Annotated in this window: 24 protein-coding genes and 2 pseudogenes; 15 read left to right on the forward strand and 11 right to left on the reverse strand. The window is 37.4% G+C overall.

Going from position 1 to position 24,674, the window contains the following annotated elements:
* Window positions 1–50 precede the first annotated feature (50 nt).
* Window positions 51–3,179: a family 78 glycoside hydrolase catalytic domain gene (locus JOC76_RS02780; RefSeq protein WP_239557509.1), complete on the forward strand. Its 3,129-nt coding sequence runs from the start codon at window positions 51–53 to the stop codon at window positions 3,177–3,179.
* Window positions 3,180–3,291: 112 nt separating this feature from the next.
* Here JOC76_RS02780 and JOC76_RS02785 read toward each other — a convergent pair whose 3' ends face one another.
* The 4 genes and pseudogenes from JOC76_RS02785 to JOC76_RS02800 all read right to left on the reverse strand — a co-directional run bounded on the left by JOC76_RS02785 (window position 3,292) and on the right by JOC76_RS02800 (window position 6,961).
* Window positions 3,292–3,945 carry an NAD(P)H-binding protein gene (locus tag JOC76_RS02785; protein WP_205175899.1) on the reverse strand — a complete coding sequence of 218 codons (654 nt, stop codon included), beginning with the start codon at window positions 3,943–3,945 and terminating at the stop codon, window positions 3,292–3,294.
* 160 nt (window positions 3,946–4,105) lie between these two features.
* On the reverse strand, window positions 4,106–5,257 hold the full coding sequence (locus tag JOC76_RS02790; RefSeq protein ID WP_205175900.1) for an RNA-guided endonuclease InsQ/TnpB family protein: 1,152 nt from the start codon (window positions 5,255–5,257) through the stop codon (window positions 4,106–4,108).
* Window positions 5,254–5,730, reverse strand: a pseudogene (locus JOC76_RS02795) (IS607 family transposase). Before JOC76_RS02795 ends, JOC76_RS02790 begins: the two are co-directional and overlap by 4 nt.
* 133 nt (window positions 5,731–5,863) lie before the next feature.
* Window positions 5,864–6,961, reverse strand: a complete 1,098-nt coding sequence (locus JOC76_RS02800) for an MBL fold metallo-hydrolase (protein ID WP_205176319.1) — start codon at window positions 6,959–6,961, stop codon at window positions 5,864–5,866.
* A 521-nt stretch (window positions 6,962–7,482) separates the two neighbouring features.
* Here JOC76_RS02800 and JOC76_RS02805 point away from each other — a divergent pair.
* The 4 genes from JOC76_RS02805 to JOC76_RS02820 all read left to right on the forward strand — a co-directional run bounded on the left by JOC76_RS02805 (window position 7,483) and on the right by JOC76_RS02820 (window position 9,861).
* On the forward strand, window positions 7,483–7,977 hold the full coding sequence (locus JOC76_RS02805) for an MFS transporter (RefSeq protein ID WP_205175902.1): 495 nt from the start codon (window positions 7,483–7,485) through the stop codon (window positions 7,975–7,977).
* 179 nt (window positions 7,978–8,156) lie between these two features.
* A complete protein-coding gene (locus JOC76_RS02810; RefSeq protein WP_205175903.1) occupies window positions 8,157–8,912 on the forward strand; it encodes a carboxymuconolactone decarboxylase family protein in 756 nt (251 codons plus the stop codon).
* Between the two features lie 26 nt (window positions 8,913–8,938).
* Window positions 8,939–9,349 (forward strand): cupin domain-containing protein, encoded by a 411-nt coding sequence (locus JOC76_RS02815; protein WP_205175904.1) that lies wholly within the window; start codon window positions 8,939–8,941, stop codon window positions 9,347–9,349.
* Window positions 9,350–9,675: 326 nt separating this feature from the next.
* Window positions 9,676–9,861, forward strand: coding sequence for a hypothetical protein (locus tag JOC76_RS02820; protein ID WP_205175905.1), 186 nt, complete (start codon window positions 9,676–9,678; stop codon window positions 9,859–9,861).
* Between the two features lie 169 nt (window positions 9,862–10,030).
* Here JOC76_RS02820 and JOC76_RS02825 read toward each other — a convergent pair.
* Together JOC76_RS02825 and JOC76_RS02830 are read right to left on the reverse strand one after the other, a co-directional pair.
* Window positions 10,031–10,580: pseudogene (locus tag JOC76_RS02825) on the reverse strand (TetR/AcrR family transcriptional regulator).
* Window positions 10,581–10,658: 78 nt separating this feature from the next.
* Window positions 10,659–11,198: a TetR/AcrR family transcriptional regulator gene (locus JOC76_RS02830; protein ID WP_205175906.1), complete on the reverse strand. Its 540-nt coding sequence runs from the start codon at window positions 11,196–11,198 to the stop codon at window positions 10,659–10,661.
* Window positions 11,199–11,433: 235 nt separating this feature from the next.
* On the opposite strand from JOC76_RS02830, the gene JOC76_RS02835 reads away from it, so the two are divergent.
* From JOC76_RS02835 to JOC76_RS02870, 8 genes are all read left to right on the forward strand, one after another.
* The gene (locus tag JOC76_RS02835; RefSeq protein ID WP_205175907.1) at window positions 11,434–11,637 is read left to right on the forward strand and encodes a tautomerase family protein; all 204 of its coding nucleotides are present in this window, start codon (window positions 11,434–11,436) and stop codon (window positions 11,635–11,637) included.
* Window positions 11,638–11,692: 55 nt separating this feature from the next.
* A complete protein-coding gene (locus JOC76_RS02840) occupies window positions 11,693–12,865 on the forward strand; it encodes an MFS transporter (protein ID WP_205175909.1) in 1,173 nt (390 codons plus the stop codon).
* A gap of 21 nt (window positions 12,866–12,886) precedes the next feature.
* Window positions 12,887–13,246 carry a cyclophilin-like fold protein gene (locus JOC76_RS02845; RefSeq protein ID WP_239557510.1) on the forward strand — a complete coding sequence of 120 codons (360 nt, stop codon included), beginning with the start codon at window positions 12,887–12,889 and terminating at the stop codon, window positions 13,244–13,246.
* Window positions 13,212–13,643 carry a cyclophilin-like fold protein gene (locus JOC76_RS02850; protein WP_205175911.1) on the forward strand — a complete coding sequence of 144 codons (432 nt, stop codon included), beginning with the start codon at window positions 13,212–13,214 and terminating at the stop codon, window positions 13,641–13,643. Before JOC76_RS02845 ends, JOC76_RS02850 begins: the two co-directional genes overlap by 35 nt.
* A 32-nt stretch (window positions 13,644–13,675) precedes the next feature.
* On the forward strand, window positions 13,676–14,221 hold the full coding sequence (locus JOC76_RS02855; RefSeq protein WP_205175912.1) for an NAD(P)H-dependent oxidoreductase: 546 nt from the start codon (window positions 13,676–13,678) through the stop codon (window positions 14,219–14,221).
* 89 nt (window positions 14,222–14,310) lie between these two features.
* Window positions 14,311–15,036 (forward strand): dihydrofolate reductase family protein, encoded by a 726-nt coding sequence (locus tag JOC76_RS02860; RefSeq protein ID WP_205175914.1) that lies wholly within the window; start codon window positions 14,311–14,313, stop codon window positions 15,034–15,036.
* Between the two features lie 38 nt (window positions 15,037–15,074).
* Window positions 15,075–16,052, forward strand: coding sequence for an aldo/keto reductase (locus tag JOC76_RS02865; protein ID WP_205175916.1), 978 nt, complete (start codon window positions 15,075–15,077; stop codon window positions 16,050–16,052).
* Window positions 16,053–16,424: 372 nt separating this feature from the next.
* On the forward strand, window positions 16,425–16,607 hold the full coding sequence (locus tag JOC76_RS02870; protein ID WP_205175918.1) for a Fur-regulated basic protein FbpA: 183 nt from the start codon (window positions 16,425–16,427) through the stop codon (window positions 16,605–16,607).
* Window positions 16,608–16,718: 111 nt separating this feature from the next.
* On the opposite strand, the gene JOC76_RS02875 is transcribed toward JOC76_RS02870, so the two are convergent.
* The gene (locus JOC76_RS02875; RefSeq protein WP_205175920.1) at window positions 16,719–17,147 is read right to left on the reverse strand and encodes a ribosomal maturation YjgA family protein; all 429 of its coding nucleotides are present in this window, start codon (window positions 17,145–17,147) and stop codon (window positions 16,719–16,721) included.
* 126 nt (window positions 17,148–17,273) lie between these two features.
* Here JOC76_RS02875 and JOC76_RS02880 point away from each other — a divergent pair, with 126 nt between their 5' ends.
* Entirely contained in the window at window positions 17,274–17,867 is a 594-nt protein-coding gene (locus JOC76_RS02880; RefSeq protein ID WP_205175922.1) for a nucleotidyltransferase family protein, read from the forward strand.
* 274 nt (window positions 17,868–18,141) lie between these two features.
* On the opposite strand, the gene JOC76_RS02885 is transcribed toward JOC76_RS02880, so the two are convergent.
* The gene (locus JOC76_RS02885; RefSeq protein WP_205175924.1) at window positions 18,142–19,542 is read right to left on the reverse strand and encodes a 6-phospho-beta-glucosidase; all 1,401 of its coding nucleotides are present in this window, start codon (window positions 19,540–19,542) and stop codon (window positions 18,142–18,144) included.
* Between the two features lie 253 nt (window positions 19,543–19,795).
* Here JOC76_RS02885 and JOC76_RS02890 point away from each other — a divergent pair, with 253 nt between their 5' ends.
* A complete protein-coding gene (locus JOC76_RS02890; RefSeq protein WP_205175926.1) occupies window positions 19,796–20,680 on the forward strand; it encodes a MurR/RpiR family transcriptional regulator in 885 nt (294 codons plus the stop codon).
* A gap of 85 nt (window positions 20,681–20,765) precedes the next feature.
* Here the strand turns inward: JOC76_RS02890 and JOC76_RS02895 are convergent, their stop codons facing one another.
* From JOC76_RS02895 to JOC76_RS02905, 3 genes are read right to left on the reverse strand one after another with little or no spacing between them, the layout of a single operon-like run.
* On the reverse strand, window positions 20,766–21,863 hold the full coding sequence (locus tag JOC76_RS02895) for a GerAB/ArcD/ProY family transporter (RefSeq protein WP_205175927.1): 1,098 nt from the start codon (window positions 21,861–21,863) through the stop codon (window positions 20,766–20,768).
* Between the two features lie 25 nt (window positions 21,864–21,888).
* Complete coding sequence (locus tag JOC76_RS02900; protein WP_205175928.1) at window positions 21,889–23,115, reverse strand: Ger(x)C family spore germination protein; 1,227 nt, start codon at window positions 23,113–23,115, stop codon at window positions 21,889–21,891.
* On the reverse strand, window positions 23,096–24,580 hold the full coding sequence (locus JOC76_RS02905; protein WP_205175929.1) for a spore germination protein: 1,485 nt from the start codon (window positions 24,578–24,580) through the stop codon (window positions 23,096–23,098). The genes JOC76_RS02900 and JOC76_RS02905 overlap by 20 nt, the downstream gene beginning before the upstream one ends.
* Between the last annotated feature and the right edge of the window lie 94 nt (window positions 24,581–24,674).

Raw genomic sequence — 24,674 nt, forward strand, 5'->3', positions numbered from 1 at the left:
AAGCTTTTCCGATGAATCGACAGGTTAAAGATTTCTAAGAGGAGGAACATATGGTAAAAACTCAAGTAAAATCGGCAAAGCGGTTTGCTATTCATGTTTCCATGGCGATGACTCTGTTAATTCCCACTATCATAAGTACTAGTCTCCCTACACAAAAGGCTGCAGCAGCTGGTTCAAGTGTATCCGCACAGGCAGTTAATGAAACAAAAATTTCGGATTTAAAAGTTGAGTATCGAAATAACCCGATTGGAATTGATATACAAAAACCACGATTTGGTTGGGAAATGCTCTCAAACCTCCGCGGGCAAAAACAAACAGCCTATCAAATTCTGGTTGCAACCAGCCCGAATAAGCTGATACCGGAGTCTGCAGATATTTGGAATAGCGGCAAAGTCGATTCAGGTGAATCTAATGCAGTTGTATACGGAGGTAAAGCTTTTACAGCATCCACCCGCTATTATTGGACGGTTAATGTTTGGGATAAGGAAGGAAAAAAATTTGAAACAGCGCCAGCCTATTTTGAAACCGGCCTATTAAGTACTGATGGAGTAGCCGGATGGGACGGAGCTAAATGGATCTCCTTAGACGATTCGGTGAAGAATGGCGCACCGATGTTACGAAAAGAAACTCCACTTAAGGGTGAAGTAAAAAGCGCTCGGCTGTATATCTCATCATTAGGTGTTTTCGATGCATTTATTAACGGGAAAAAAGTGGGCATCGTCAATGAGGATGGAAGTACAGCATATGAATTGCTCTCACCCGGCTGGACCAGTTACGATAAAAACATTAATTATATGACCTATGATGTAACCGATTATATCCAAGGCAAAAATAGTGTCACTTTAGCAGCGGTCATTGGAAATGGGTGGTATAACAGTAGAATTTCTGATGGGGCTAAATATTACAATTCAAAGGGAAATGATTTGGGGTTGCTAGCCAAAATGCTAGTTACCTACAAGGATGGATCTACTCAGACGATTGTTACTAATACCAATTCCGGCTGGAAAGCTACCAATAATGGTCCATATTTGGCAGACGATATATATGATGGTCAGACTTATGATGCAACCAAGGAAATGACCGGCTGGAATAACAATGGATTTGATGACTCAGCGTGGAAAGGCGTGAAAGAACACCAATTCAAACAAGCATTCCCTGCTGCAACGATTACATCTTATAATGGCACACCTGCACAAATCGTAGATAGTCTTGACCAAACACCGATATCTGTAACGACCGCTACCGGGGTCGTAAACCAAGAATCAAGCAAAAACGGCAAAGGTGAAATCAAAATCGATACTTCGAGATCCATAAGTAATCGTTCCGAAGCGAAGAGTGCAAAGGTAAATTTATCAGCTGGCGATACAGTCATTTATGACCTTGGTCAAAACATGGTGGGCATCCCGCGCATTACAGTAAAGGGGAAAGCCGGAACACAAATAAAATTGCGATTCGGGGAAATGCTGAATGACAACAGTACAGGAGCAGACGGTCCAAAAGGGTCAATCTATACAGCAAATCTTCGGTCAGCAAAAGCCTCCCTTTTCTACACATTAAAGGGCAGTCAAGAAGGGGAAACTTATCAGCCTTCCTTAACTTTCTTTGGATTTAGATATGTAGAAGTTTCTGTTTTAACTCCAGGAACTACAGTTGAACTAGATCAAGTAACGGGTAAGGTTGCTACATCAGCAGTAGATGTCACAGGTACATTGGAAACTTCCAATCAAGATGTTAACCAGTTAATTAGCAACATCAAGTGGGGTCAACGCGGTAACTATTTATGGGTTCCAACCGATTGCCCGCAAAGGGATGAACGCCTTGGATGGATGGGGGATGCACAATTATTTGCAAAGACGGGCATGTATAATATGGATTCGTACAACTTCTTTGAGAATTTTACGGACAATATGGTAAACGCCCAATCTGCCGACGGGACCTATCCAGTAACGGTACCGGCAAGTTCGTTCGGTTTAAGGGCTCCTGCTACCTCAGGTTGGTCGGATGCCGGGATTATAATTCCTTGGACTCATTGGCAAATGACCGGTGATACAACGTTAATTAATAAGGCATATAACAGCATGGCGAAGTACATGAACATGATTTATGCCCAAACAGGAGAAACCTACCGCGGACCTGGCAGTATTTTCGGTGACTGGTTAGCATTCCAAGGAACCAATAACATGTTAATGAGCGACGCCTACTATGCCTATGATGCCAAATTAATGGCCCAAATGGCTGGCGCCCTTGGTAAAGACAATGATGTAAAGAAATATGAGACACTATTTAACAATATTAAGAAAGCCTTTATTAAAAACCATATCAAAGTAGATGATAATGGGAACTTAACCATTCAATCATCACGTGAAGAAGGTTTTGGCATTGCCTTTTATCCAAGAGAAGATAATAGTCAAACTTCATTATTATGGGCTTTGAAGCTCGGATTCTATGATAATGAAAATCAAAAAAAACAAATGATTAAGCTTCTAGTGGATAATATTCAAAATACGGATCAATATAAGGCTGCACATCCTGATAGTTCCCGAGTAAAATATGCGGAGAATACATTATCTGTAGGATTCCTCGGAGTGAATGTACTGGCGCCTGTGCTAACAAACATCGGACAATCTGATTTGGCCTATACGCTGCTATTGCAGGATCAAATGCCGTCTTGGCTTTATTCCGTAAAAAATGGTGCAACAACCATTTGGGAACGATGGAATTCTTACTCGGTTAAAGACGGATTTGGCGATGTAAGCATGAACTCGTTCAATCACTATTCATACGGTGCCATTGGTGAATGGATGTATGATGAAATGGCTGGTATCTCCAATGATCCGGAAAATCCTGGATTCAAGCACACGATTCTTCAGCCTATCATTGATAATGATAAGCGAATCACTTGGGCGAAAGGTTCATTTGATTCCGTCTATGGTACGATAAAAAGTGAATGGGAAGTTAAAAATGGTACGTTGACCTATGATGTGACTGTACCTGCTAATACGACTGCGACCCTGTATATTCCTACAAACAATGTGAGTACTGTTAAGGAAAGCGGACAGCCTATTGCTAAGGCAAGGGGAGTTAAGTTTATTGAGTTTAAAGATGGTAAAGCGGTCTATGAACTTGAATCAGGAAGCTATGAATTCCGTTCAATCATCGCAGGTTCTAAGCCAGAGTAGGGGAAGTAATAGTAAAAAGCTTGCAGATGATCTGTTCTGCAAGCTTTTTTTAATGGACAATAAGGAAAACAATAATAGATAGAAGGCTGAAAATATAAGGTTTGGTAGCCATTTAACACTTATCTTCGGCACATTTCCATATCGCATTGCCTCCTAGCGTAAAAATACCGTTTTCCTTTCTTTTAGAGGAATTTATCATGGCTTGAGCCAATATTTTTGTCGGCAGAGGTTTTTGAGAGCGAAAAATTCCTATTTTATTAAATAACTGTATGGCTTTCAATCCGGCAACTTCCATTGTTCGATCACTATTTTTTCGTATCAACACAGGCGGGTTAAAGATAGACAACTTCGGAAACCCTAGTGCCTTTACAGCTTCTTCTAACTGTCCTTTCATTCTTGTATAAAAGAAGTTAGAATTAGGCGAAGAAAACCCGGAAGATACCAATACATAATTATTTACATTGTTTTCTCTGGCGAATTTAGCAAACTGGTATTGATAATCGTAGTCAACTTTCCATTGAGCCTCTCTACTTCCTGCCGCTTTAATGGTAGTTCCTAAGCACGAAAACAATACGTCGCCCTTCACTAAAAGTTTCCATTGTTCTGGTTTATCAAAATCAATAACATGTATCTTTAATTTTTTATGTTGGATAGCCAGATCACGCCTAACAAAAATATCTACCTGATGAATAGAATCGTCTTTTAATAATAAATTCAGCAAGTCTTTACCTGTGGCTCCCGTTGCTCCAATTAATAATGCGTGCATTTTCTTCTGCTACTAAAAACATAAACAAATATAATCATTCATTTATGCTAGATTAATTTCCTGCTTCATTGAACCCGACCTCGCCACTTGCTCGCTACTATCGTCTGTTCGGCTCTCCACAGGCGTTAATTCGGATGTAGCCCACCCTATATCTATAACATTACCGTATAGTGAGAATAGTATAGTTCATAGCATATTTCAAATTTAAACTCGCATTAAAATCTCTTTCTATTTCGATTCCACATTGATCACATTTAAAAGTTCTTTCAGATAAAGAAAGATGTACTTTCTTGTAACCACAGCAAGAACAAAGTTTAGATGACGGATAGAATCGACTTACTATTCGCAATTCAATCCCTGTCTGCTTGCATTTTTGTTCCAAGCATGTACGAAAATAATAGAAATTTTGTTTTCTAACGCAGTCGGCAAGGTGTTTGTTTTTTAACAAGCCCTTGATGTTTAAATCTTCAATCGTAATAAAAGATGGTTTGGCTTTCACCACTCGGGTTACGACATCACGGACATATTCTTTACGTATATGGGTTAATCTAGCATGAAGTTTTTGAATAATCTTTATTTGTTTTTCGATGTTTTTGTAGCAGGATTCACCACCTTTCTTTTTGGATTCGTATTTTCGACTAAGCTTTCGCTGCTGACGTTTTAAGCTTTTTTCTAGCTTCCTTATTCTTTCCGAAAGGTTTATATTCCTAAATACCTCAGTATTGCTGCAAACCGCAAAATTCTTTATGCCTAAATCGATTCCTACCCCATCATGGTTGTTGATCGTCTTTTCTTTAGGCGGCACTTCACATAATACCGATACATAATATCGGCCTGCTTTTTGCGAAACCGTTCCGCTTCTAACTTCGGCCATTGTTGGAATATATCCGAATTCCTTCAGCTTAATCCACCCTAAGGTAGGAATCTTAATCAGATGGCGTTCTACTGTCCAATCTGTTTTATTGTTCTTTGGGAAATAGGCTTTCACATCTTGATTTTTCTTCTTTTTGAATCGAGGACGTTTGGCTTTCCCTTCAAAAAAACTTCTAAATGCTTTATCGCCATTCATAATTGCTTGCTTAACTGCTTTACTAGACACTTTCTTGATCCAAGGGTCGTTTTCTTTGGTATAGACATTATTAAGCCACTTAGAAAAATCAAAGCCACTCATAAATTTCTTTTCTTTTACGTAAAGCTCCTGGTTTGTTTTCAGATATAAGTTATAAACATAGCGGCAAACCCCTATTGTTTGATTCACCTTCTCTGCTTGATCGGAAGTTAATTCAATTTCCGTTTTATAGGCCCTTTTCATAACTCTTTATCTTCTTTCAATTTCTTTTTGTATTTTCTTAAACCATAGATACGACAAGAAAAACGTTAATAATTGAAATTAAATCTTGAACGAGTTCTTCTTGTGGGAAAGGGTATCATTGTTCACAACGACCAGTTCTACTCCACACTTTTGCAAAAAGCCTTCAAACTTATGAGAGATAAGAACGGTTTTGATTTCTCGCTTTTGAACCAAGTCTAGTAATTCATTGCGTTTGTAATTTAGTCAACTTCCAATATCTCTCAGGATATCATCCACAATCCATCCTTTGGAATTGGCAAATTCTCCAAAAACTCAATCTGGTTTTCTAAATCCCTTTTTTGATTTTGATTGGAAACTCTCGCATAAATAATCGTCTTACCTACTTTATTTTCCTTTGGAATTCCTCTGTATTCTCGATACAGCGTTTCGGTAAGCAATCAACGCTGAAGAGTTATGACGCTTACGCCCAACATAGACGCAAACTCTTTTAGTTTGTATATTTTTTCCTTGTACTAATTTTATTACTTTTGAAGACACTTGTATGTGGTTTTAGTCACTGTTAAATATCTCCTTTTCTAGTCTTTCATTCAAAATGCATTTTTTGAGTTATAAATCCCACCATGGAGAAATAGGAATGTGCAGATCAGAATCTAATTGTACAGTTTCGCCAATTTCAGGGGCGATTAGATTAATCTCTTTTTCTTTTGTCGGTTTTAAGGCTCTTTCTATAGGCTCTGTCCATTCATGATAGGCAAGAGTAAAACCTCCCCAATGAATTAACATCATATTCTTCCCATTTACATCTAAGTTAGCCTGGACAGCTTCTTCGGGTGTCATATGAACCCAAGACCATCGTCGATCATATTGACCACCTTCTATTAACGTGATATCAAAAGGTCCGTATTTTTTTCCAATTTCGTTGAAATGTTTATCATAACCACCATCTCCGCTGGTATAGAATCGTGTATTCTTTCCTAGAATGACCCAACCACCCGAAAGGGTCGAATTCCGATTAAAAAGCCCTCTTCCAGAGAAGTGCTTGGATGGAGTCAAGACAACAGTTAAACCTTGAAATTCCGTCTCATCCCACCAATTGAGTTCTGTAATTTTTTCTTTGGGCACTCCCCAGCGAATTAAGTGGTTACTAACACCGAGAGGAACAATGAAATGACCAACCTTTTCTTTCAGCTTTCGTATGGATGGATAGTCTAAGTGATCATAATGATCATGGGTAATTAGGACAGCATCAATTGGCGGCATTTTATCAATAATAGGCAATAAATCTCCAGTATAGCGTTTGCTTCCTACAAATGAAACGGGTGATGCAATTGGACCAAGCATGGGGTCGACGAGTATTTTTTTGTTATCGATACTCAGCCAAAAAGCAGAATGCCCAAACCAAGTCAAACTATCTTCTTTACTGTTAATCTTGTTCCAATTAATCTCGGAAACAGAAATTTGACTAGCAGGAGTGCGGTTTATACCACCTGAAATAGATTCCTTCATCATGGAGTAGGTATCAGATAAACTCATCTTTAAGTTTGTTGGAACCTGATTGACAAACTTTCCGTTAACATAATTACTAAACTTTTTATAAGCCTCTTTTTGTTCTTTACTTGGTGTTCCGCCAAATACTGGATATAGATTCAATAATAATGTTATGACAACAAATAATATAACTAAAAAAATGAATAAATAAATCATTATTATTTTCATGATTCCTTTCCTAGACTTTGGTGCAAAATCTTCGGTCTGTAGGTTCTTTTGAATTTGGCAACTTTTATTTCTCCCACTTAATCAGCAAGATAACTATAAGCCCTAATATGGCAGATTTTAATATAATTATAATAAAATGCCCCCAAAAAAGCAGTGGGGGCATCTATTAAAAATTTTTCTTGAAAGAATTTAAAGTTAACTTCCTCTGGAAGCAGAAAGGTCAAGATAGGAATTGATCTGCTTATTCAAATTCTCGGTAAAGAATGTTTCCAACTTGTCGAATGGAATCAAATCCGTCTTGTCGTATAAATCAACGTGTCGAGCATTCGGTACGATGTACAGCTCTTTTCGTCTGCCGCTAATTCGTACGCATGTCTGTAAAGGGATTCGATTATGAGTTAAGTATGTTGACTCATTTTGGAATATTATAAATAAAACGAATTAACTAAATTTTTTTAAAAGATAATCATCATTTTTCGATCCTATTCGCCTTGAACGGGATTAGTTTAATGTTAGCTGCTCAACTTACTAAATACCTGGCCGGACGGATGAATCCACGTCATATTTTTCTGATTGGATTGTGGTATGCTTTTATTGCTAGTCTCGCAGTTCTCATTGTGGTCCTGACTCATGGACCGTTAGTTGCACTAGTTATTTCACTCTTCTTATTCAATTCATCAAACGGTATCATTGGTCCGATTTCATTCACCTTAGCTATGGAGTCTCAAGGACACATTGCAGGAAGTGCTTCTGCACTGCTAGGAATTCTACCATTTTTGTTAGGATCTGCTGCTTCTCCATTAGTGGGAATAGCGGGTGAATATTCTGATTTACCATTAGGAGTAATTATTTTTACAACCAGTATGTTGGCTGTTTCCTTCAATGTAGTCCTAATAAAAAAGAGGAAAGCGATGGCTTCTTCAAAAAAATCAGTAATGTTTAATTACTCAATCCATTTTATAGGTATTTACCAATCTTTCAAAGATAATCAACAATTTCAATAGATTTGTTGAGTAATGAACGAATTGCGTTAATTTAACCATTGAACGAACTCTGAATCTTTTTATAATTATAAACAGATGTTGATTAAGCAATTAAAAGTCTTTCTAACATGCATCAAGTTTAGCTGATTTTTGGAAAAGGAATAATAGAAGTAAAATAAATACATACTGGAGGTTTATTTATGGACCGTGTTGAAAAGAGCAGGGAAAAATACAAACAACTATTTGGAAATGGAGTACCAGCCGCATATGCTACCGATCCTGATTTTCAGGACATTTTGAATCGCTTTATTTTTGGTGAAGTTTTTTATCAAGGTAATCTAGATGACAAGCAACGTGAGTTGATCACCTTGGTAGTGCTTACTACCAACCAGACTTTACCTCAGCTCAAAGCACATGTTGGTGCTGCTCTGAACGTTGGACTGACACCTGTAGAAATTAAAGAGGCTATTTACCAATGTGGTCCTTACATTGGATTCCCCAAAACGTTAAATGCAATCAATGAAGCCAATGAGGTTTTTAAAGCAAAGGAAATTGCTTTACCACTTGAAAGTCAAAAGACGGTAGATGAAGATACCCGTTTTGAGAAGGGACTTGCTACTCAAGTCGAGATTTTTGGTGATGTTATTGCAAAAATGCGTGAGGCTGCCCCAGCAAATCAAAAGCATATGCAGGATTATCTTTCCTCCTTTTGCTTTGGAGACTTTTACACCCGTAGCGGGCTTGATTTGAAAACACGAGAGTTGTTGACTCTCTGTATTATCAGTACGTTAGGCGGTTGTGAAAGCCAAGTAAAGTCACATGTGATTGGTAACAAAAATGTGGGCAATGACAAGGAAACATTGATCACAGCCATCACTCACTGCCTTCCATATATGGGCTTTCCGAGAACACTGAATGCATTAGCTTGCATTAATGAAATGATTCCTGAAAATTAAAATAAAGGTTATTGGAGGAATTAAAAATGGCAAAACATGAAGAAGTAAAAAATGGCGTAATTTTCCCAGCGGGCGAAAAAAATCCTTTTTCACAATTTTTTGTGGGACAAAGCTATCTTCAAGGATTAGTGGCTGATCCTGAAGTCAACGTTGGTGTTGGGAATGTGACTTTTGAACCGGGATGCCGAAATAACTGGCATATTCATCATGATGGATTTCAAATATTATTGGTAACAGGTGGCGAAGGATGGTACCAAGAAGAAGGAAAACCGGCTCAATTCTTAAAAGCTGGCGATGTTATTGTCACTCACGATGGCGTGAAGCACTGGCATGGTGCTGCAAAAGATAGCTGGTTTGTACACATTGCCATTACTGCAGGTAGACCGGAATGGTTAGAACCTGTTTCAGACGAAGAATATGAAAAATTAACTAAATGAAATAAATAATATAAATAACGCATCGAATTTTATGTTCGATGCGTTATTTATTCTAGTGCCTATGCTAAAATCCGACTTAATCGGACTGAAAATGAAAGAAATACTTAAGGCTGTCTGAATGGAAGGCAGATTCGGACAGGACCAGTAAGAAAACTAATAGGACAGTCCGAATGGAAGGCGGATTCGGACAGGATAAGCAGGAAAACTCGTAGGATTGTCCGAATGGAAGGTAGATTCGGACAGGGCAAGCAGGAAATCGCCAAGGATTGTCCGAATAGAAGGTAGATTCGGACAGGGCAAGCAGGAAATCGCCTAGGATTGTCCGAATGGAAGGCAGATTCGGACAGGGCAAGCAGGAAATCGCCAAGGATTGTCCGAATGGAGGGCAGATTCGGACAGGACAAGCAGGAAAACTAGTAGGATTGTCCGAATGGAGGGCAGATTTGGACAGGACAAGCAGGAAAACTAGTAGGATTGTCCGAAAGGAAGGCAGATTCGGACAGGACCAGTAAGAAAACTCGAAGGACAGTCCGAATAGAAGGCGGATTCGGACAGGGCAAGCAGGAAATCTTGAAAGGCTGTCCGAATGCAAGCCAGATCCCGAAAGTTCGTCTCATAGCCAGTATGGGATGTCAGGTAGATGTGGACTCTAATGTTTTCATTTTGTAAAATCAAATTGATTTATTCAAAGTTCCGATCCAACAATGCACCTGTTTGTTCGGCCATGACACGAGCTGGTAATGGCATTCCATTCTTAAACCACCATTCCACTGCCCCTACCATAGCTGAAGCAAAAAATTGAAGAAAGACATCTTCACTTAATCCTTGATTTTTTTCTTCGGATGTATCTACTTCAGGTCTATACTCTTCTATGACTAACTCTAGAAAACGACTACGAAAAGAAGGAGCACCTTTACTGGCTAACATCGTCGAAAAGAATAAAATAATTATCCTCAAAGTATTCGAACCAGACATAATTACCTTCTTGAAATGTCATTTCAGAGGCTGCATGGCATAGTTCTCGGAGATTGTTTATATGTTCTTCTATCATCTTATCCAGTAAATCATATTTATCCATGTAATGAAGATAAATGGTTCCGCGATTCACATCTGCTCTGTCAGCAATATCCTGAATGGTAATGTCATCAAAACTTTTTTCAGACATCAGTTCAGTAACAGCTTTTTTAATGGCTTCTTGGCTTTTCGTTATTCTTCTATCCACTTTTGACAATAGAAATCACCAACTTTCCTTAAGATAGTCTTCATCTTTATTTGAAAATGTTCCCTTAAAAGAGACGATCAGAAATAACTATACAATCCTCTCTAACAAAATCCCCACTTCTTTTGCTATTGACTGAGGTGGAGAGGGCATTCCTTCCTTTAACCATGATTCCAAAATCCCAACGTATGCATTTGCAGCAAATTTAACAATAACATCTTCACTTAAACCTTGATTTTTATCTTCGTCTACCTCATCCTTAAACGCTTCGATAAGAAACTCGAGGAATTTACTGCGAAATGAAGGAGCCCCTTTACTCGCTAACATCGTTGAAAAGAATAAATAATTACACTCAAAGTATTCGAAAAAGGTTTTCGTCGCATCGATCCATTCCTGTTCACAGGCCCATACACTTGTCTCCCTAAGCTGGTTGATATGTTCTTCCATCAGCTTATCCAGCAAATCATATTTATCTGTGTAATGAAGATAGATGGTTCCGCGATTCACATTTGCTCTATCCGAAATATCCTGAATGGTAATGTCATCAAAACTTTTCTCAGTCATCAGTTCTATTAGAGCATTTTTGATGGCTTCTTGGCTTTTCGTTATTCTTCTATCCACTTTAGACATTACAAAATCACCAAACTTTCCCGTAGATAATCAACAATATGAATTGATTTGTTCAGTAATCAACGAATTGCGTTAAATTAACCATTGAACGTACTCGTAATCTTTTTATAATTATAAACAGATGTTGATTAATCAATCAATATTAATTTTTACAGCCGCAAGTAAGTTGTGTAAATGAAAAGTAAAATATTAACGATGGGAGAATAGTAAATGCCACATATTATTGTAAAAACTTATGCCAGGTCGAACTGAGGATCAAAAGAAAGAACTTACAGATAAGATTGTGCAAGCTGTTATGGAAACAGTAAACGCTGGAGAGGATAGCATTTCTGTTTCATTTGAAGAAATTCCGAATGGGAAATGGGCAGAAGAAGTATATAAACCTGATATTTTAGCAAAAGAAAAAACGTTGTATAAACAACCAGGATATAGCTATTAAGAAGAGTAGGAAATGATCATAACAAATTTTAGTTGAGGAGTGATTAGGAAAAATTATGAACAACACATGGAAAATTTACCTGTTAGCCCTTATTACGTTCATGGTTAGTACATCAGAATACGTCATCGCAGGTATTTTGGATAAAGTTGCTGCCTCGAATCATGTTTCCGTATCGGTGGCGGGACAGCTAATTACTGTATTTGCTCTTGCTAATGCGTTCGGATCCCCACTTGTTGTAATGGCGACGACAAAAATGAATCAGCGTAAGGTAATGATGCTTTCTCTTGTTCTAATGGTAATCGGAAGCGTGATGACCACCACCCTTCAAGGCTTTGGTTTTCTTATCGTTTCCCGCATCATACTTGCTTTAGGAAGTGGTGTTTTTGCCATTGCTGCCAAAACTGCCGCAGCAAAACTAGCACCACCCGAACGACAGGCAGGGGCGATTGGCACCGTAATACTTGGGTTTAGTGCAGCCATCATCATCGGTGTACCAATTGGCCGTGTGGTAGCCACAGCCTACGATTGGAAGCTAATCTTCGTGGGTATCGGTGTTCTCAGTTTACTGGCAATCTTCGTTATCATGCGAACGATTCCTGCTACAAATTACGGGGGAGCTGTCCCTCTAGGCAAGCAACTCTCTTATTTAAAGCAACCGAAAATCTTAATGGGGCTCGGTGCAACGTTCTTTTGGCAGTTAGGATATGGGGTGATGTATTCGTATATTGCTCCCTTCTTATTAACTGTTACATCCATGAGCGGACGAGAAGTGAGCGGCGCCTTGTTTGCCTTCGGTATCGCTACCTTAATAGGATCCAAGTTTGGTGGATTCATGACGGATCGGATTGGTAATCACAGAACTCTTGTTGGTGGTTTGATTTTACACGTCATAGCTTTAGTGTTGCTATCTACTATTGCAAGTTCAACTTTTGTCGCCATTCCGTTGCTTATGCTTTGGTCGTTCTCGGCGTGGTCATCTGGTCCTGGTATGCAATATAATCTGGTCTGGCTTGCTCCAGAGGCCTCAGGAATTATGCTTAGTCTATATGGTTCATTCATTCAGTTAGGCATAGCTGCGGCTGCCGGAATTGGAGGCATTGCCGTAAAAAGTACATCGGTGCAGGTTGTAAGTTGGATTGGTGCTGTATCGGTTGGAATTGCTGCAATTATCACAGCGGTCTCGTTTAGTCTTAATAGTAAACCCGCTAAATACGAGAAAGTTGTTTAATCGATTGATGGAGGAGGTACTATGACTAGAATAAGACTGATGCTTAATAACAAGGAAGTAATTGTAAAAATGTATGATAATCCAGCAAGCAGGGGTTTTTTAACATTACTTCCATTAACATTAAAATTAGAAGATTATGTGGGAAAAGAAAAAATTAGTTTTCTTTCAAAAAAATTATCCACCGAAGATGCAACGCCAAGCAATGTTCCTTCAATCGGAGATTTTGCTTATTATTCTCCTTGGGGAAATTTGGCTATATTCTATAAAGATTTTGGTAAAGCAGAAAATGGACTTATTGTATTAGGTAACATTGAATCTGGAAAAGAAGAGCTTGCAAGAATGACTAGTGATTTTACAGTTACAATTGAAAAAATTAATTAATAAACTTAAAAACCAAACAGATAGTGCGAAGGAGAGGACAACTGTAAAAAATATAAATATCACAGTCGGTAATAAGTCATTTACCGCAACTCTTGAGGAGAACGATACGGCTAAAGCGCTAGTTAAACAGCTGCCGTTAACAGTTGATATGTCTGAACTCAATGGCAATGAAAAATACCATAATTTGTCAGGTAATCTACGCGCAGATAGGTCAATCAGTCCAGACAGGATCCATAAAGGCGATTTAATGCTCTATGGTAACAAATGTCTTGTTCTTTTCTACAAGACATTCAATACTTCCTACAGCTATGTAAAGCTCGGACACATTGAAAACACGACAGGTCTTACTGAATCCCTAGGTTCAGGTAGTGTAAAGGTTACATTTTCCGTCAGTTAATAAATTTTAGACTTCTTAGGAGAGATTGTTAAATGAAAACGTTAGTTCTTGTGTTTCACCCTGATATTACTAATTCTCGGATTAATCGCCGTTTGGCGGAAGAAATGGAGAAGCAGTCGAACGTTACTGTTCACCGAGTCTATGAGGCTTACCCAAATGAACAAATCGATGTGGCAGCAGAGCAAAGGCTATTGGAACAGCATGACCGTATGGTACTTCAATTTCCTTTCTATTGGTACAGCACCCCTGCTTTATTGAAAAAATGGGAAGATGAAGTCCTTACCTACGGATGGGCTTATGGAAGCAATGGGGATAAACTGCATAACAAGGAACTGCTGATAGCTGTTTCCACAGCTGGAACAGAAGAATATTATACGCCAACCGGCAGGCATAAATATACCGTTCCGGAGCTGTTACGACCTCTTCAGGCGACTAGCAACTTGATCGGCACCCGCTATTTGAGCCCATTTATAGTGTACGGAGTGTGGGAAATGTCCAACGAGCAGCTTGAGCAAAGTGCGAAAGATTACGTAGCTTATGCATTGAACAACGAAATAAAGGCTCTCGCGGTACGTTAACATTATTAATAATGCTTAGGTTAAGCACATTAGATGCCACTTATACACACTTTGGAGGCAGTATTTTATCACTTAAAGGGGAAATACACATGGAAAGACCATATATAATCTGCCATATGTTAACTTCATTGGATGGGAAAATCATAGGAGATTATTTGAAGGAAGAACGAGCAGCGTATTTTACAGATGAATACGAAAAAATTCACGGACGTTACGGATGTAAAGCATGGATGTGTGGAAGGGTTACCATGGAGGAACACTTTACTTTCGGACATCAATTAGATTTAAACCACGATAACATTCCGACGATCCCCAGAACGGATTATGTAGCAAATCAAGATGTAAAAAGTTATGTCATAGCAGTAGACCCTACCGGAAAACTAGGATGGACAGAAAATTCAATTGCGCCATGGAATGAGGATAGGTTGGAGGACCACATAATAGAGGTCCTTACAGAGCAAGTATCTGATGCTTACTTAGCTCATCTGAAAAAAATAGGTATATCTTATATTTTCGGCGGAAAAGAACGATTAAATTTTACTGTTGTCGTGGAAAAACTCAAAAAACTATTTTCAATCGATGAACTAATGCTAGAAGGTGGGGGCTTTATAAATGGCTCCTTATTGAATGAAGGATTAATTGATGAATTGAGCCTAATTTTAGTTCCAATTGCTGATGGGGCATCGAATTCAGTAACGCTATTTGAGACGAGCTCTTATCTAACAAAGCAGCATCCAGTAAATTTCTTCTTAAAGGAAGTTGAAAAACTGGATGATGGTGGGCTTTGGTTGAAGTATGTAGCAAAACGTGATTAACCACCGTTTAAAAAAATGAATAAATATTGGAGGGCATTATGGAATTTCGTACAGTAGGAAAAACAGGAATTCAGGTTTCAAATTTATGTTTTGGTGCTATGTCTTTTGGCGGAGACGCTAATGATGAAACAGCTAAAGCCATGTATCAACGTTGTCGGGAAGCTGGTATCAACTTTTTTGATACGGCCGATGTTTATGGACGTTCCGAGGGAATTTTAGGTGAATGCATTGCACATGAGCGTGATTCTATCGTCCTAACATCAAAAGTGTTCTGGAACACGGGGGCTGATGTGAATGCGAGAGGCTTGTCCCGAAAACATATGATGCAAGGGATTGAAAATAGCCTGCGTCGTTTAAAGACGGATTATATTGATTTTTATTTCGTCCATGATTTTGATGAACTAACTCCAATCGAGGAATCGCTAAAAACACTCGATGACTTACAGCGCCAAGGAAAGATTCTTTACCCTGCAGTTAGCAATTGGGCAGCATGGCAAATCACTAAGGCATTAGGAATTTCTGCAAAAGAGCAACTTGCTCGTTTTGAACTAATCCAACCTATGTATAACCTTGTTAAACGCCAAGCAGAGGTTGAAATTTTACCAATGGCTACGTCCGAACAAATAGGAGTCATTACATACAGCCCACTTGGTGCTGGACTTCTTTCTGGAAAATATGGAGTGAATAAACGTCCTGAGCAAGGCCGCCTTGTCCAGAATGCCCGATACGGTGACCGTTACGGTGCTGATGAAGATTTTGTTACGGCTGAACGGTTCGCCAAATATGCACAAGAGCATGATGTGAAACCTGCAACATTAGCAGTTGCTTGGGTAAAGGCTAATCCAGCTGTTACTGCTCCTATCATTGGTGCACGTAATTTAGAACAATTAGAAGATTCATTAGCAGCGGCTGATTTTAATATGTCAGAAGAAATATACGCTGAAATTTCCAATTTATCAAGAACACCTTCTCCTGCAACGGATCGAACAGAGATATTAACCGGTAAATGGAAGTAAACAAAACGTTTGATGCAACCTAAAGGAAGCCTAGCTCAGAATACTGGCAATCTTTCCTGAAGAAGCACCAATATCCCATTTGTATTTGAAATGCCAAAAAAAGGTACCATTCCGTCACGTTTTCGATGATGGAATGGTACATATTATAATAGAAGAAAAACGATTTAAGTTGCACTCTTAATTAAAAATGCAATATAAATGTTCATTGGGAAAATAAGAAGGCGCTATCATGATGATTGTGTCTTATTTATTTTGATTTAATTCATACTTTACAGATAGGAATTATGGGTTTATAATAATATTAATCTAATAAACAAATTTAAAGTTGTTGTATTCAAGCGAAGTTTTTGTAAAACTAAAGGAGTGTTTCTGATGAGAAATAACGATGAAAAAAAGCGGCAAAAACTTATCAATAAATTAATCTTTTTTAACGTATATAACAAAGAAGACCGACAGCTTTATGAATTGCCACTATCGAAATTAGCGAATGAGTATAAAAGATATAAATTGCAAAACCATCCGCATGGTGAGTTTGGATCTATTCAGTGGGTATAAAATAAAAATGGTTACGGTATCTTTGACTGTAGGTGTTTCCACACCTGCGGTTTTTTTTGCAAAGAAATTAAGGAGTTCAATGTTAGGGAAGAAAGGAATCTTTTAAACTTGCTAATTGGAAGATAGATGGTTTTTGAAGAATAAATGATCCCAGAGGGCGGCTAATAGGATCCCAACCGTATAGCGAATAAGATCCGCCGTTAGAAAGCCTTTGCCTAGCGCCAGAGCGCCAAGCCAATTACTGCGGATGTGATTGATCCAATTAGCTTGATACATTTGAGAAAATTCAATACCAAAGCTAAACAATAGACTGAACATGATACATAGACTGATGGGCGTCCTTACAAGAAGGAAGCGAAAGCCAAAATAGACCATCATGGCCCACAGCGCATCACCAGCATTTTCTGCCAGAAAGAAAGGCAGAGCATAACTGTATTTTCGAGAAGCAAGTCCTAAAAAAATCATAGCAATCATATAAATGAGATAGGTTTTCCTTATGTTACGTAATTTGATATTGGATGGAAGTTTAGTCTTCAACATAATAACTCTTTTAAAAAAATTATATATTTGACTCTATTATATCAGAAAAAGGTTAATGTTCGTTGCCATGAAGAGAAATTGAGACAGAACGATAAGTTTTTTAAAAGAATTATAGAGGGTGACTAAATGGATGCGATTGTCTTAGCTGCTGGATATTCCAGTCGAGCGGATGCATTTAAAATGACACTACCAGTGGGGCAAAGGTCTGTCTTGGAGCAAACGATTTCTAAATTTGAAGGCATATGCAGCAAAGTCATTGTCGTAGCTGGGTTTAAAGCGGAACTCATCGAAGAGGAAATCGTGAAAATCTGCTATAAAAATGCCTTTTCATTTCAAATAAAGTGTGTTTATAATGAAAACTTTCATCAAGGAATGTTTACTTCGATACAAAAGGGCTGTAACGAAGTAAAGGCTTCAGCCTTCTTTATAACACCCGGGGATTGTCCACTCGTAAAAAAAGAGACAGTTCAGCTAATAGCAGAACACAAAGGAAACGTAGTGATTCCAAGCTTTCAATATAAAGGCGGTCATCCTATTAAATTATCAAATCAAGTGAAACAGAATATTCTTGAAACCGGTTCAGAAAGTAATCTGCGTGCGGTACTTAATAGTTTCGAAAAGGAATACTTGAATGTAAATGACCCGGGAGTATTAATGGATATTGATACGCAAGGGGATTATCACAAAGCCATTCAGTATTATGATTCAAAAACGGATTGATTTGGGTGGCAAGTTAGTACATTATGTGCTAATATAAAATTCCTTGGCAGGGGCAACAAAAATAGTTTAAAAGGAAGCAGGGGGCATGGTCCAATTTCGCTGCTTTTTTGTGTTACACAACAAAAAAACAAAGGGCACTATTTAAAATATTCGTCCATAGAAATGGTGCTTTTAAAAAGCGTGAGCTTCAATGTAGGCCACTTTTCCTATTGAGGAGAAGGGTAAGTACAAAAAGAAAAGGATACAGTTGAATACTGCATCCTTTTCATGTTTTTTAAGCATTAACTACTTCTTTAGATAAATCTCTAGCTATTTCGTCTTTTACAGTTACCCCTGCAGCCTCTAACTCGGCAATTTTTTTAGCAAATTGTGGAAGATATTTTTTATGCGCAATTAATAGTTCATCTAGCACACGTTTTGCTGTTTCGCCACTTGGAATTAACGGGTTGATGATAAAAGCTTGTAATGCTAGTGCGTAATTACCAGTTACGGCTGCTTCTTCGACGACTAACTCCATATTTTTCATTACTTGTAACCAGCCTCTTTCAGCAGGTTGAAGGGAACCAAATGCTATCGGTCTAGCTCCTGCAGAGCCAATATAAGCAGATACTTCCACAACATCGTCTGGAGCAAGATCCGGAACAGCGCCGTTATTTTTCGTTGAAACAACAATGTGTGTATTTTTATTTCCGTAAATGGATGCAATAGTCTCACATGCTGCATCTGAATAGTGGGCACCGCCACGTTTAGCCAATTGTTCAGGTTTATGATCTAAGTTAGGATCTTTATATAATTCAAATAGCTCTGCTTCTGTTTGTTTAACTTGTTGCGCTCTTGTTCCAACGTTTGAATCGTTATATTCTTCAACCATATGGTTTAACATCTCTTCATAACGATAATAATAACGATGATAGCCACAAGGAATCAGATTCATCTGTTTCAATTGCTCTTTAAAGAATGGCATAGCATGAATATTGGTAGGGATACCGGAATCACCATCATACATTTTATCAATGATTTCAGAAGTGATATCTTTCCCAGTTAAATCTTGAACTCGATGCCAATGGAAATGATTCAAACCGGCAAAAGAATGGATTAACTCTTCTGGTTTCTTTCCTATTAATTTTGGTTCAGCGATGATGGCATTAACCGGCACATTACATAATCCAATTACTTTTTCCCATTTACCATAACGAACAATAGCATCTGTTACCATTCCACTTGGATTTGTGAAGTTAATTAACCAAGCATTCGGACATAATTCTTTCATATCTTCCACAATGCTTAAAATAACAGGAATCGTTCTGAAGGCTTTGAAAATTCCGCCCGCACCATTTGTTTCTTGACCAACCATGCCATAGGATAAAGGAATTCTTTCATCTTTAATTCTAGCATTTAGTAGGCCAACTCTAAATTGGGTAGTAACAAAGTCAGCATCTTTCAATGCTTCACGACGGTCTAATGTTAAATGAACTTTTACATCATATGGAGAAGCGTCCCACATTCTTTGAGCCATCTCACCAACGATTTCAAGTTTTTCCTTCCCAACTTCAATATCAACAAGCCAAATTTCTCTAATTGGCAATTCATCATATCTTTTAATAAAGCCTTCCATTAATTCAGGAGTATAGCTGCTGCCTCCACCAATGGTTACAATTTTTACACCTTTTGTCATGATTATATTTCCTCCTTTTTTTTGCTGTGTTTACAAACAAGCAAAAAAATTTGTAAATTTAATTTACGAAAAGGGGATTGTGATAAGTAATTAAATGTTACTTCCACCTTTCATATCTGTAGTATAAAATAAAGAGAAATATATTCAATAGAATAAAGGAGAATTCATTCTTCATTTACATTTTCATTTACAAAAACAAATCAAATTTGTAAATGAAATTTACAAACTAGATTATTATTAGAGGTGATTACATATGTTACTGACAGAGAAAATGAAAGAGGATATTTTCTCTCCATCAGAAAGGGACATTATCGAATATTTGTTTAAACAGAGAGAGAATATCAAAGATAAAACAACTAAACAAATTTCTGAAGAGACCTACACACACCCATCTACCTTAATTAGAATTGCGAAAAAACTGGGATATAGCGGTTGGGTTGAATTAAAAAATAGTTTTCTTGCTGAAATTGAATATCTAAATAGTCATTTTTCATCTATTGATGCTAATTATCCTTTTGACGAAGGGGATAGTTTAATGACTGTTGCCAATAAAATGGCTTTATTGAATCAGACAACGATTAGCGATACTTTGTCTCTCCTAAATTATGATGATTTGCAAATGGCAACGAATATGTTGGATCAGGCTTCACATATTAAAGTATTTTCTGTGTCTCATAATTTATTGATTTGTCATGATTTTAAATTGAATATGAACCGAATTGGAAAACATGTCACACTTTGCGAAGTGGATCCTCAATTCGATGCGGTAAATTCGACTAGTGATACTTGTGCAATTGTTATCTCTTATACTGGGGAAAGTAGGAATATTGTCGGTTTATTGCCTTTTTTGAAAAAAAGGAAGGTACCAGTCATTGCTTTAACCAGTATTGGGGAAAATACGCTGACTAAATACGCTGATTGCATTTTACGAATTACCACGAGGGAAAGATTGTATTCTAAAATAGGCAGTTTCAGCTCAAACGATTCCATCTGTTTTCTGTTAGATGTTCTCTATGCTGGTGTTTTTTCCAAAGATTATAAAAATAATCTCGAATTTAAAACTAACATTTCCCAATATTTTGATCATAGGAAAAGTTCTAATATAGTTATGCAAGAAGATAATCAGGATAATGTTTGAATAAGGTTCTAACAAAATTGACCTTATTGTCAAAGGAGCATGATTCCATAACATTCCAGATCGAATCATGCTTTGGATGTGTTCCTTATATTGATTTCACTATATATTTTTTTATAATCAAACTTATAACTAAGATGATAGGAATAATAAGTTGCAATGGTATATGAAAATAAAGTGGAACAATCTTTAATCCAATGAATAAGTGTTGGATAATATTTTTAGATAATGTAATTGAAAATAAAAAGATAGTAATCGCAGAAATTATGTTTAGCTGATTTAGTTTTCTTTTTGGAAACAAGTAGGAAAGGATCATTAAACCACCGTACATAAAGATTGAGATTTTAACAAAACCGCCGATTAAATTGAGGAGCACTGCAAAAGCCTCTAAATGAGATAGGAAATCTAAGAAGCTAGTCAGTTCTAAGGCTTTAACAAATGGAAATATATATAAGTTGACTGTTTCAGAACTCAACAATCCCAATATCATTTCTCCAGCTGCAAGAAGTACTACACCTGTGATACAAACTGAGACCCATCCGTATTTTCGTAAAGAGTTTGTATTGTTTACATAGGGAAATACCATCGTAAAGACGATAAGCTCACCATATGGAAAGGTTATTCCCGTTGGAAAAACAGAAGACAATACCTGTTTCCAATTTGTCCGTAGCACAGGCGTCAAATGGCTGATTTCAAAAAAGGGTGACAGGAATCCAAATACTAACAGAACGAGTATGATTACACCTGTAAAACCGCATAAAATCAGTGAACTTCTTGCAATAGCTTCGATGCCAAGAAAACAACTATAAAAAACCACTAGAAGAAACGTAAAAGAAATCACCCAAATAGGGATATTGTGAAAGAGCACTTCCCCTATGAAAAAAGAGAAATCTTTTAACACTCTGCCAGCAATGTATAAAAAGTATAAACTATAAATAAAACCTAGTATTTTAGAGACCCACAATCCTAATCCCAGTTCGAAGACTTCGACTAAATTTCCCCATTTGCCTAACGAATGGAGCAGGATAAACAAATAAAAAATCCCCACCCCCATACCCAAAGATAGTAAAATCGTCATCCAAACATCTTGATTAGCCTCAAAGTTCCATCCAACGACAATGGCGCTGCCAAGCAAAAAGTTAATCATTAAGGAGAATACTTCCACTGGAGCTAATCTAACTGTCATTCTATACATCCTTTCCATGCATGGTTTATTTTGATGACGAAGAAATGTCGCCTACATCTATTAGATCAAGCCTAACATTTGTTTCAATTTTTACGGTTGAATACAATGAAGTCCAATTATTTTTGACCATGTTCCATAAAACCGGTTGTTTGCGATACATAACTTCCCCGAAACCGAAAATATCCGTTTTTTTCATTTGCGTTTTGGCTATCAACTGATGAACCTGTTTTTGAAGATCAATTTCTGCTTCATGTTCCAACGCGGTTATCGCTTTTACGGTAGAAGTGTCCATATTGCATGAAACGTCAGACAGCTTTCCTTTTACATCTAGCTGAAGAAGAAAAGTTGGTACACCATTTTTATTAATTATTTTAATAACTGGTCTGCTTTGTACATTTTTCCAAGTGACAAATCCTTTTTTTTCTTTGCACTCTGTAACCAATGTGGTTTGGTGAATTTTGGATTGGGTAAGTGCATATAAGTTACTTTCCATAGTAGAAAGCCAATATGAAAATATATCCTTTTTGAATACGGCAAAACCATCTATTGCAATTACAGCATCGGGTGTAACTTTTTCAATATTACTCTTTGAGGTTCCTTTTGAAGAATTTCCTTTAATAGTGATATAGGGTATGGTTAAATTTGTTCGATTTCTGCTAAACACTTCTTTAATTTTATTGGAGGTTATATCTGTTAGATTCCCCCAGGAATCTCGTTTTCTTGTGAGCATTTCATCCATTCGGTTTCCTGAAATTTTTTGAACAGGTGTAAAAATTTGAAGCAGCTTTTCAGCTTTTGTTCCTTTAGATACGACAAACCTGATGTTGGCTGGTAAATTGGATTCCCGCATAAAAAAATTTGTGAGGGAAGAAATCCCTACGGATTTTACCAATGATTCTCCTAAAACAACGACTTCCGTATTGTCTAAAAATATAGTTCTGGCTAGTTTATTATGAATTTTATCAATTGCTTCTGGGATGGACCTTCCTGTTGCACTGTACATATACGCACCTGTTTCAGCAGAACCTTCTTTGCTGTTGGCAGCTGGATTATAGATTTGGATGCTTGCGAGATACCCTTTTTTATTTTTATCAATTCCAATGGCTGAAACAATGCTGATTTTATTTAACAAACTATCCTGAACCTGTTTGCTGACTATTAAGGCAATAAATAAACCAATCGCAATAAAAAGGGTGATGAGGGTTTTGGAGTTGGTATGTCTTGCCTTGTTGTTAAGCTTCATCTTTTTCATCCAACATTTCTTCTTTCTTAAATTGAGACTCATCATTAATCATTTCCGTTAGTGAGAGTTGAATAGCGCTATCTTTTAAGTCGTGTCCCACAAGCGGAGCGAAGGGGGATAAATAGGGAACTCCAAAACTGCGCAATGAACAAAGATGAAGTAATAAGACAAGTGACAATAATGCTATACCATAAAAGCCAAGAGCTGCACCACCAGCCACAAAACATAGCGTGATATTGGCTCCAGTAATACGCAATTGGTAAATTGGGATCACACTAACTAAAATAAACGTGAGACTAACAATAACTAAACTGGGAGGTGCTACTAATTGTGCTTCAATAGCGGATTGCCCTAAAATAATACCACCAAAAATGGATACAGTAACCGCAATGTTTTGCTGTAAGCGAGTCGAACTTTCATTAATTGCAATAACTACGATAGTCAATGCCGTTACTTCTAATGAGGTTGTAAATGGTACCAATTCCTTCTGAGAAATAAACCCCACTAATAGTTTGACTGGCAAAAGGTTAGCATGGTAAGTCATAAAGGCGACATATACTCCAGGAATATACAATGAGATAAAAAATAAACAAAAACGTAATAGGCGGGTATTGATAAAACCTGTATTACTAAAATAATAGTCCTCAGGTGTTTGGAAAAATTGAATGAAAACTGCGGGAGCGATCAGGACATAAGGAGTACCATTGACAAAGATAGCGACTTTTCCCTCTAGTATTTCGGCCGCTACTACATCAGGTCTATCTGTATTGAGCATAAGTGGAAAAAAAGACTTAGACTCTTTTGTAAGAACAGCTTCAATATAATTTGCTTCTAACACTGCATCTAATTGGAGGCTTTCAAGGCGTTCAAAGATCTTCCTTAGGACTTGTTTATCAACTATATTTTCAATGTACATAACAGAAATGTCTGTGTGGGTGTTTTTTCCATATTGTTTGGTAGTTACTCTTACGTTTGGATTTTTGATAATCATTCGAATGAGAGAGATGTTTGTACTGCTATTTTCAGTGAAACCCACATCTGGACCTTTAGCCACTCGTTGTCCTTTAGGGCTTCCTACATTGCGAGAGTTCCATTTGGTTGTATCAGCAGAAAGGAACCTACTGATACCTTCCACAATGACAAGGGTTTTGCCGGAAAGTAACTCATCAGCAGCAAGTCTTAAATCTTCCACTTTTTCTATCTTTTTTGTTTGAATGACAGCTAATTCAATATAAGATAGTAGTTCCTCTTTAGTATCGAAAACTGGATATTTATAGGTCATTAAAGGCTCTAAAATATATTGCTGAACTGCATTTGAATCCACGATTTCGTCGATGAACAAAACTGCAGCCTTTTTATTTATACTGGTCAAATTAATCTCTCTTATTTGAAAATCTGAACTATCACCAAATATGGTTTTTAAGGTCTTTATATTAAAACTCAGATCACTTGAAGGGACTTTGTTACCACTCATTTTTATCACCTGAGATCATTTACATTGATAACTTATTATCTCTAGAAAGTTAAGACAATATGCAAAGGAAGGGGGGATAGATTAGATATCATTT

The sequence above is a fragment of the Neobacillus cucumis genome (assembly GCF_016908975.1).
In the GTDB taxonomy this organism is placed as follows: Bacteria; Bacillota; Bacilli; order Bacillales; family Cytobacillaceae; genus Neobacillus; species Neobacillus cucumis.

What these genes read in the sequence shown, in the direction of transcription:
- JOC76_RS02830 (WP_205175906.1), bottom strand. Translation starts at nt 11,198, where the DNA reads ATGTCTAAAGTGGATAGAAGAATAACGAAAAGCCAAGAAGCCATCAAA.
- JOC76_RS02870 (WP_205175918.1), top strand. Translation starts at nt 16,425, where the DNA reads ATGAGAAATAACGATGAAAAAAAGCGGCAAAAACTTATCAATAAATTA.
- JOC76_RS02820 (WP_205175905.1), top strand. Translation starts at nt 9,676, where the DNA reads ATGGAAGGCAGATTCGGACAGGGCAAGCAGGAAATCGCCAAGGATTGT.
- JOC76_RS02790 (WP_205175900.1), bottom strand. Translation starts at nt 5,257, where the DNA reads ATGAAAAGGGCCTATAAAACGGAAATTGAATTAACTTCCGATCAAGCA.
- JOC76_RS02805 (WP_205175902.1), top strand. Translation starts at nt 7,483, where the DNA reads ATGTTAGCTGCTCAACTTACTAAATACCTGGCCGGACGGATGAATCCA.
- JOC76_RS02905 (WP_205175929.1), bottom strand. Translation starts at nt 24,580, where the DNA reads ATGAGTGGTAACAAAGTCCCTTCAAGTGATCTGAGTTTTAATATAAAG.
- JOC76_RS02840 (WP_205175909.1), top strand. Translation starts at nt 11,693, where the DNA reads ATGAACAACACATGGAAAATTTACCTGTTAGCCCTTATTACGTTCATG.
- JOC76_RS02835 (WP_205175907.1), top strand. Translation starts at nt 11,434, where the DNA reads ATGCCAGGTCGAACTGAGGATCAAAAGAAAGAACTTACAGATAAGATT.
- JOC76_RS02800 (WP_205176319.1), bottom strand. Translation starts at nt 6,961, where the DNA reads ATGATTTATTTATTCATTTTTTTAGTTATATTATTTGTTGTCATAACA.
- JOC76_RS02810 (WP_205175903.1), top strand. Translation starts at nt 8,157, where the DNA reads ATGGACCGTGTTGAAAAGAGCAGGGAAAAATACAAACAACTATTTGGA.
- JOC76_RS02890 (WP_205175926.1), top strand. Translation starts at nt 19,796, where the DNA reads ATGTTACTGACAGAGAAAATGAAAGAGGATATTTTCTCTCCATCAGAA.
- JOC76_RS02855 (WP_205175912.1), top strand. Translation starts at nt 13,676, where the DNA reads ATGAAAACGTTAGTTCTTGTGTTTCACCCTGATATTACTAATTCTCGG.
- JOC76_RS02900 (WP_205175928.1), bottom strand. Translation starts at nt 23,115, where the DNA reads ATGAAAAAGATGAAGCTTAACAACAAGGCAAGACATACCAACTCCAAA.
- JOC76_RS02780 (WP_239557509.1), top strand. Translation starts at nt 51, where the DNA reads ATGGTAAAAACTCAAGTAAAATCGGCAAAGCGGTTTGCTATTCATGTT.
- JOC76_RS02815 (WP_205175904.1), top strand. Translation starts at nt 8,939, where the DNA reads ATGGCAAAACATGAAGAAGTAAAAAATGGCGTAATTTTCCCAGCGGGC.
- JOC76_RS02880 (WP_205175922.1), top strand. Translation starts at nt 17,274, where the DNA reads ATGGATGCGATTGTCTTAGCTGCTGGATATTCCAGTCGAGCGGATGCA.
- JOC76_RS02785 (WP_205175899.1), bottom strand. Translation starts at nt 3,945, where the DNA reads ATGCACGCATTATTAATTGGAGCAACGGGAGCCACAGGTAAAGACTTG.
- JOC76_RS02885 (WP_205175924.1), bottom strand. Translation starts at nt 19,542, where the DNA reads ATGACAAAAGGTGTAAAAATTGTAACCATTGGTGGAGGCAGCAGCTAT.
- JOC76_RS02860 (WP_205175914.1), top strand. Translation starts at nt 14,311, where the DNA reads ATGGAAAGACCATATATAATCTGCCATATGTTAACTTCATTGGATGGG.
- JOC76_RS02865 (WP_205175916.1), top strand. Translation starts at nt 15,075, where the DNA reads ATGGAATTTCGTACAGTAGGAAAAACAGGAATTCAGGTTTCAAATTTA.
- JOC76_RS02875 (WP_205175920.1), bottom strand. Translation starts at nt 17,147, where the DNA reads ATGTTGAAGACTAAACTTCCATCCAATATCAAATTACGTAACATAAGG.
- JOC76_RS02895 (WP_205175927.1), bottom strand. Translation starts at nt 21,863, where the DNA reads ATGACAGTTAGATTAGCTCCAGTGGAAGTATTCTCCTTAATGATTAAC.
- JOC76_RS02845 (WP_239557510.1), top strand. Translation starts at nt 12,887, where the DNA reads ATGACTAGAATAAGACTGATGCTTAATAACAAGGAAGTAATTGTAAAA.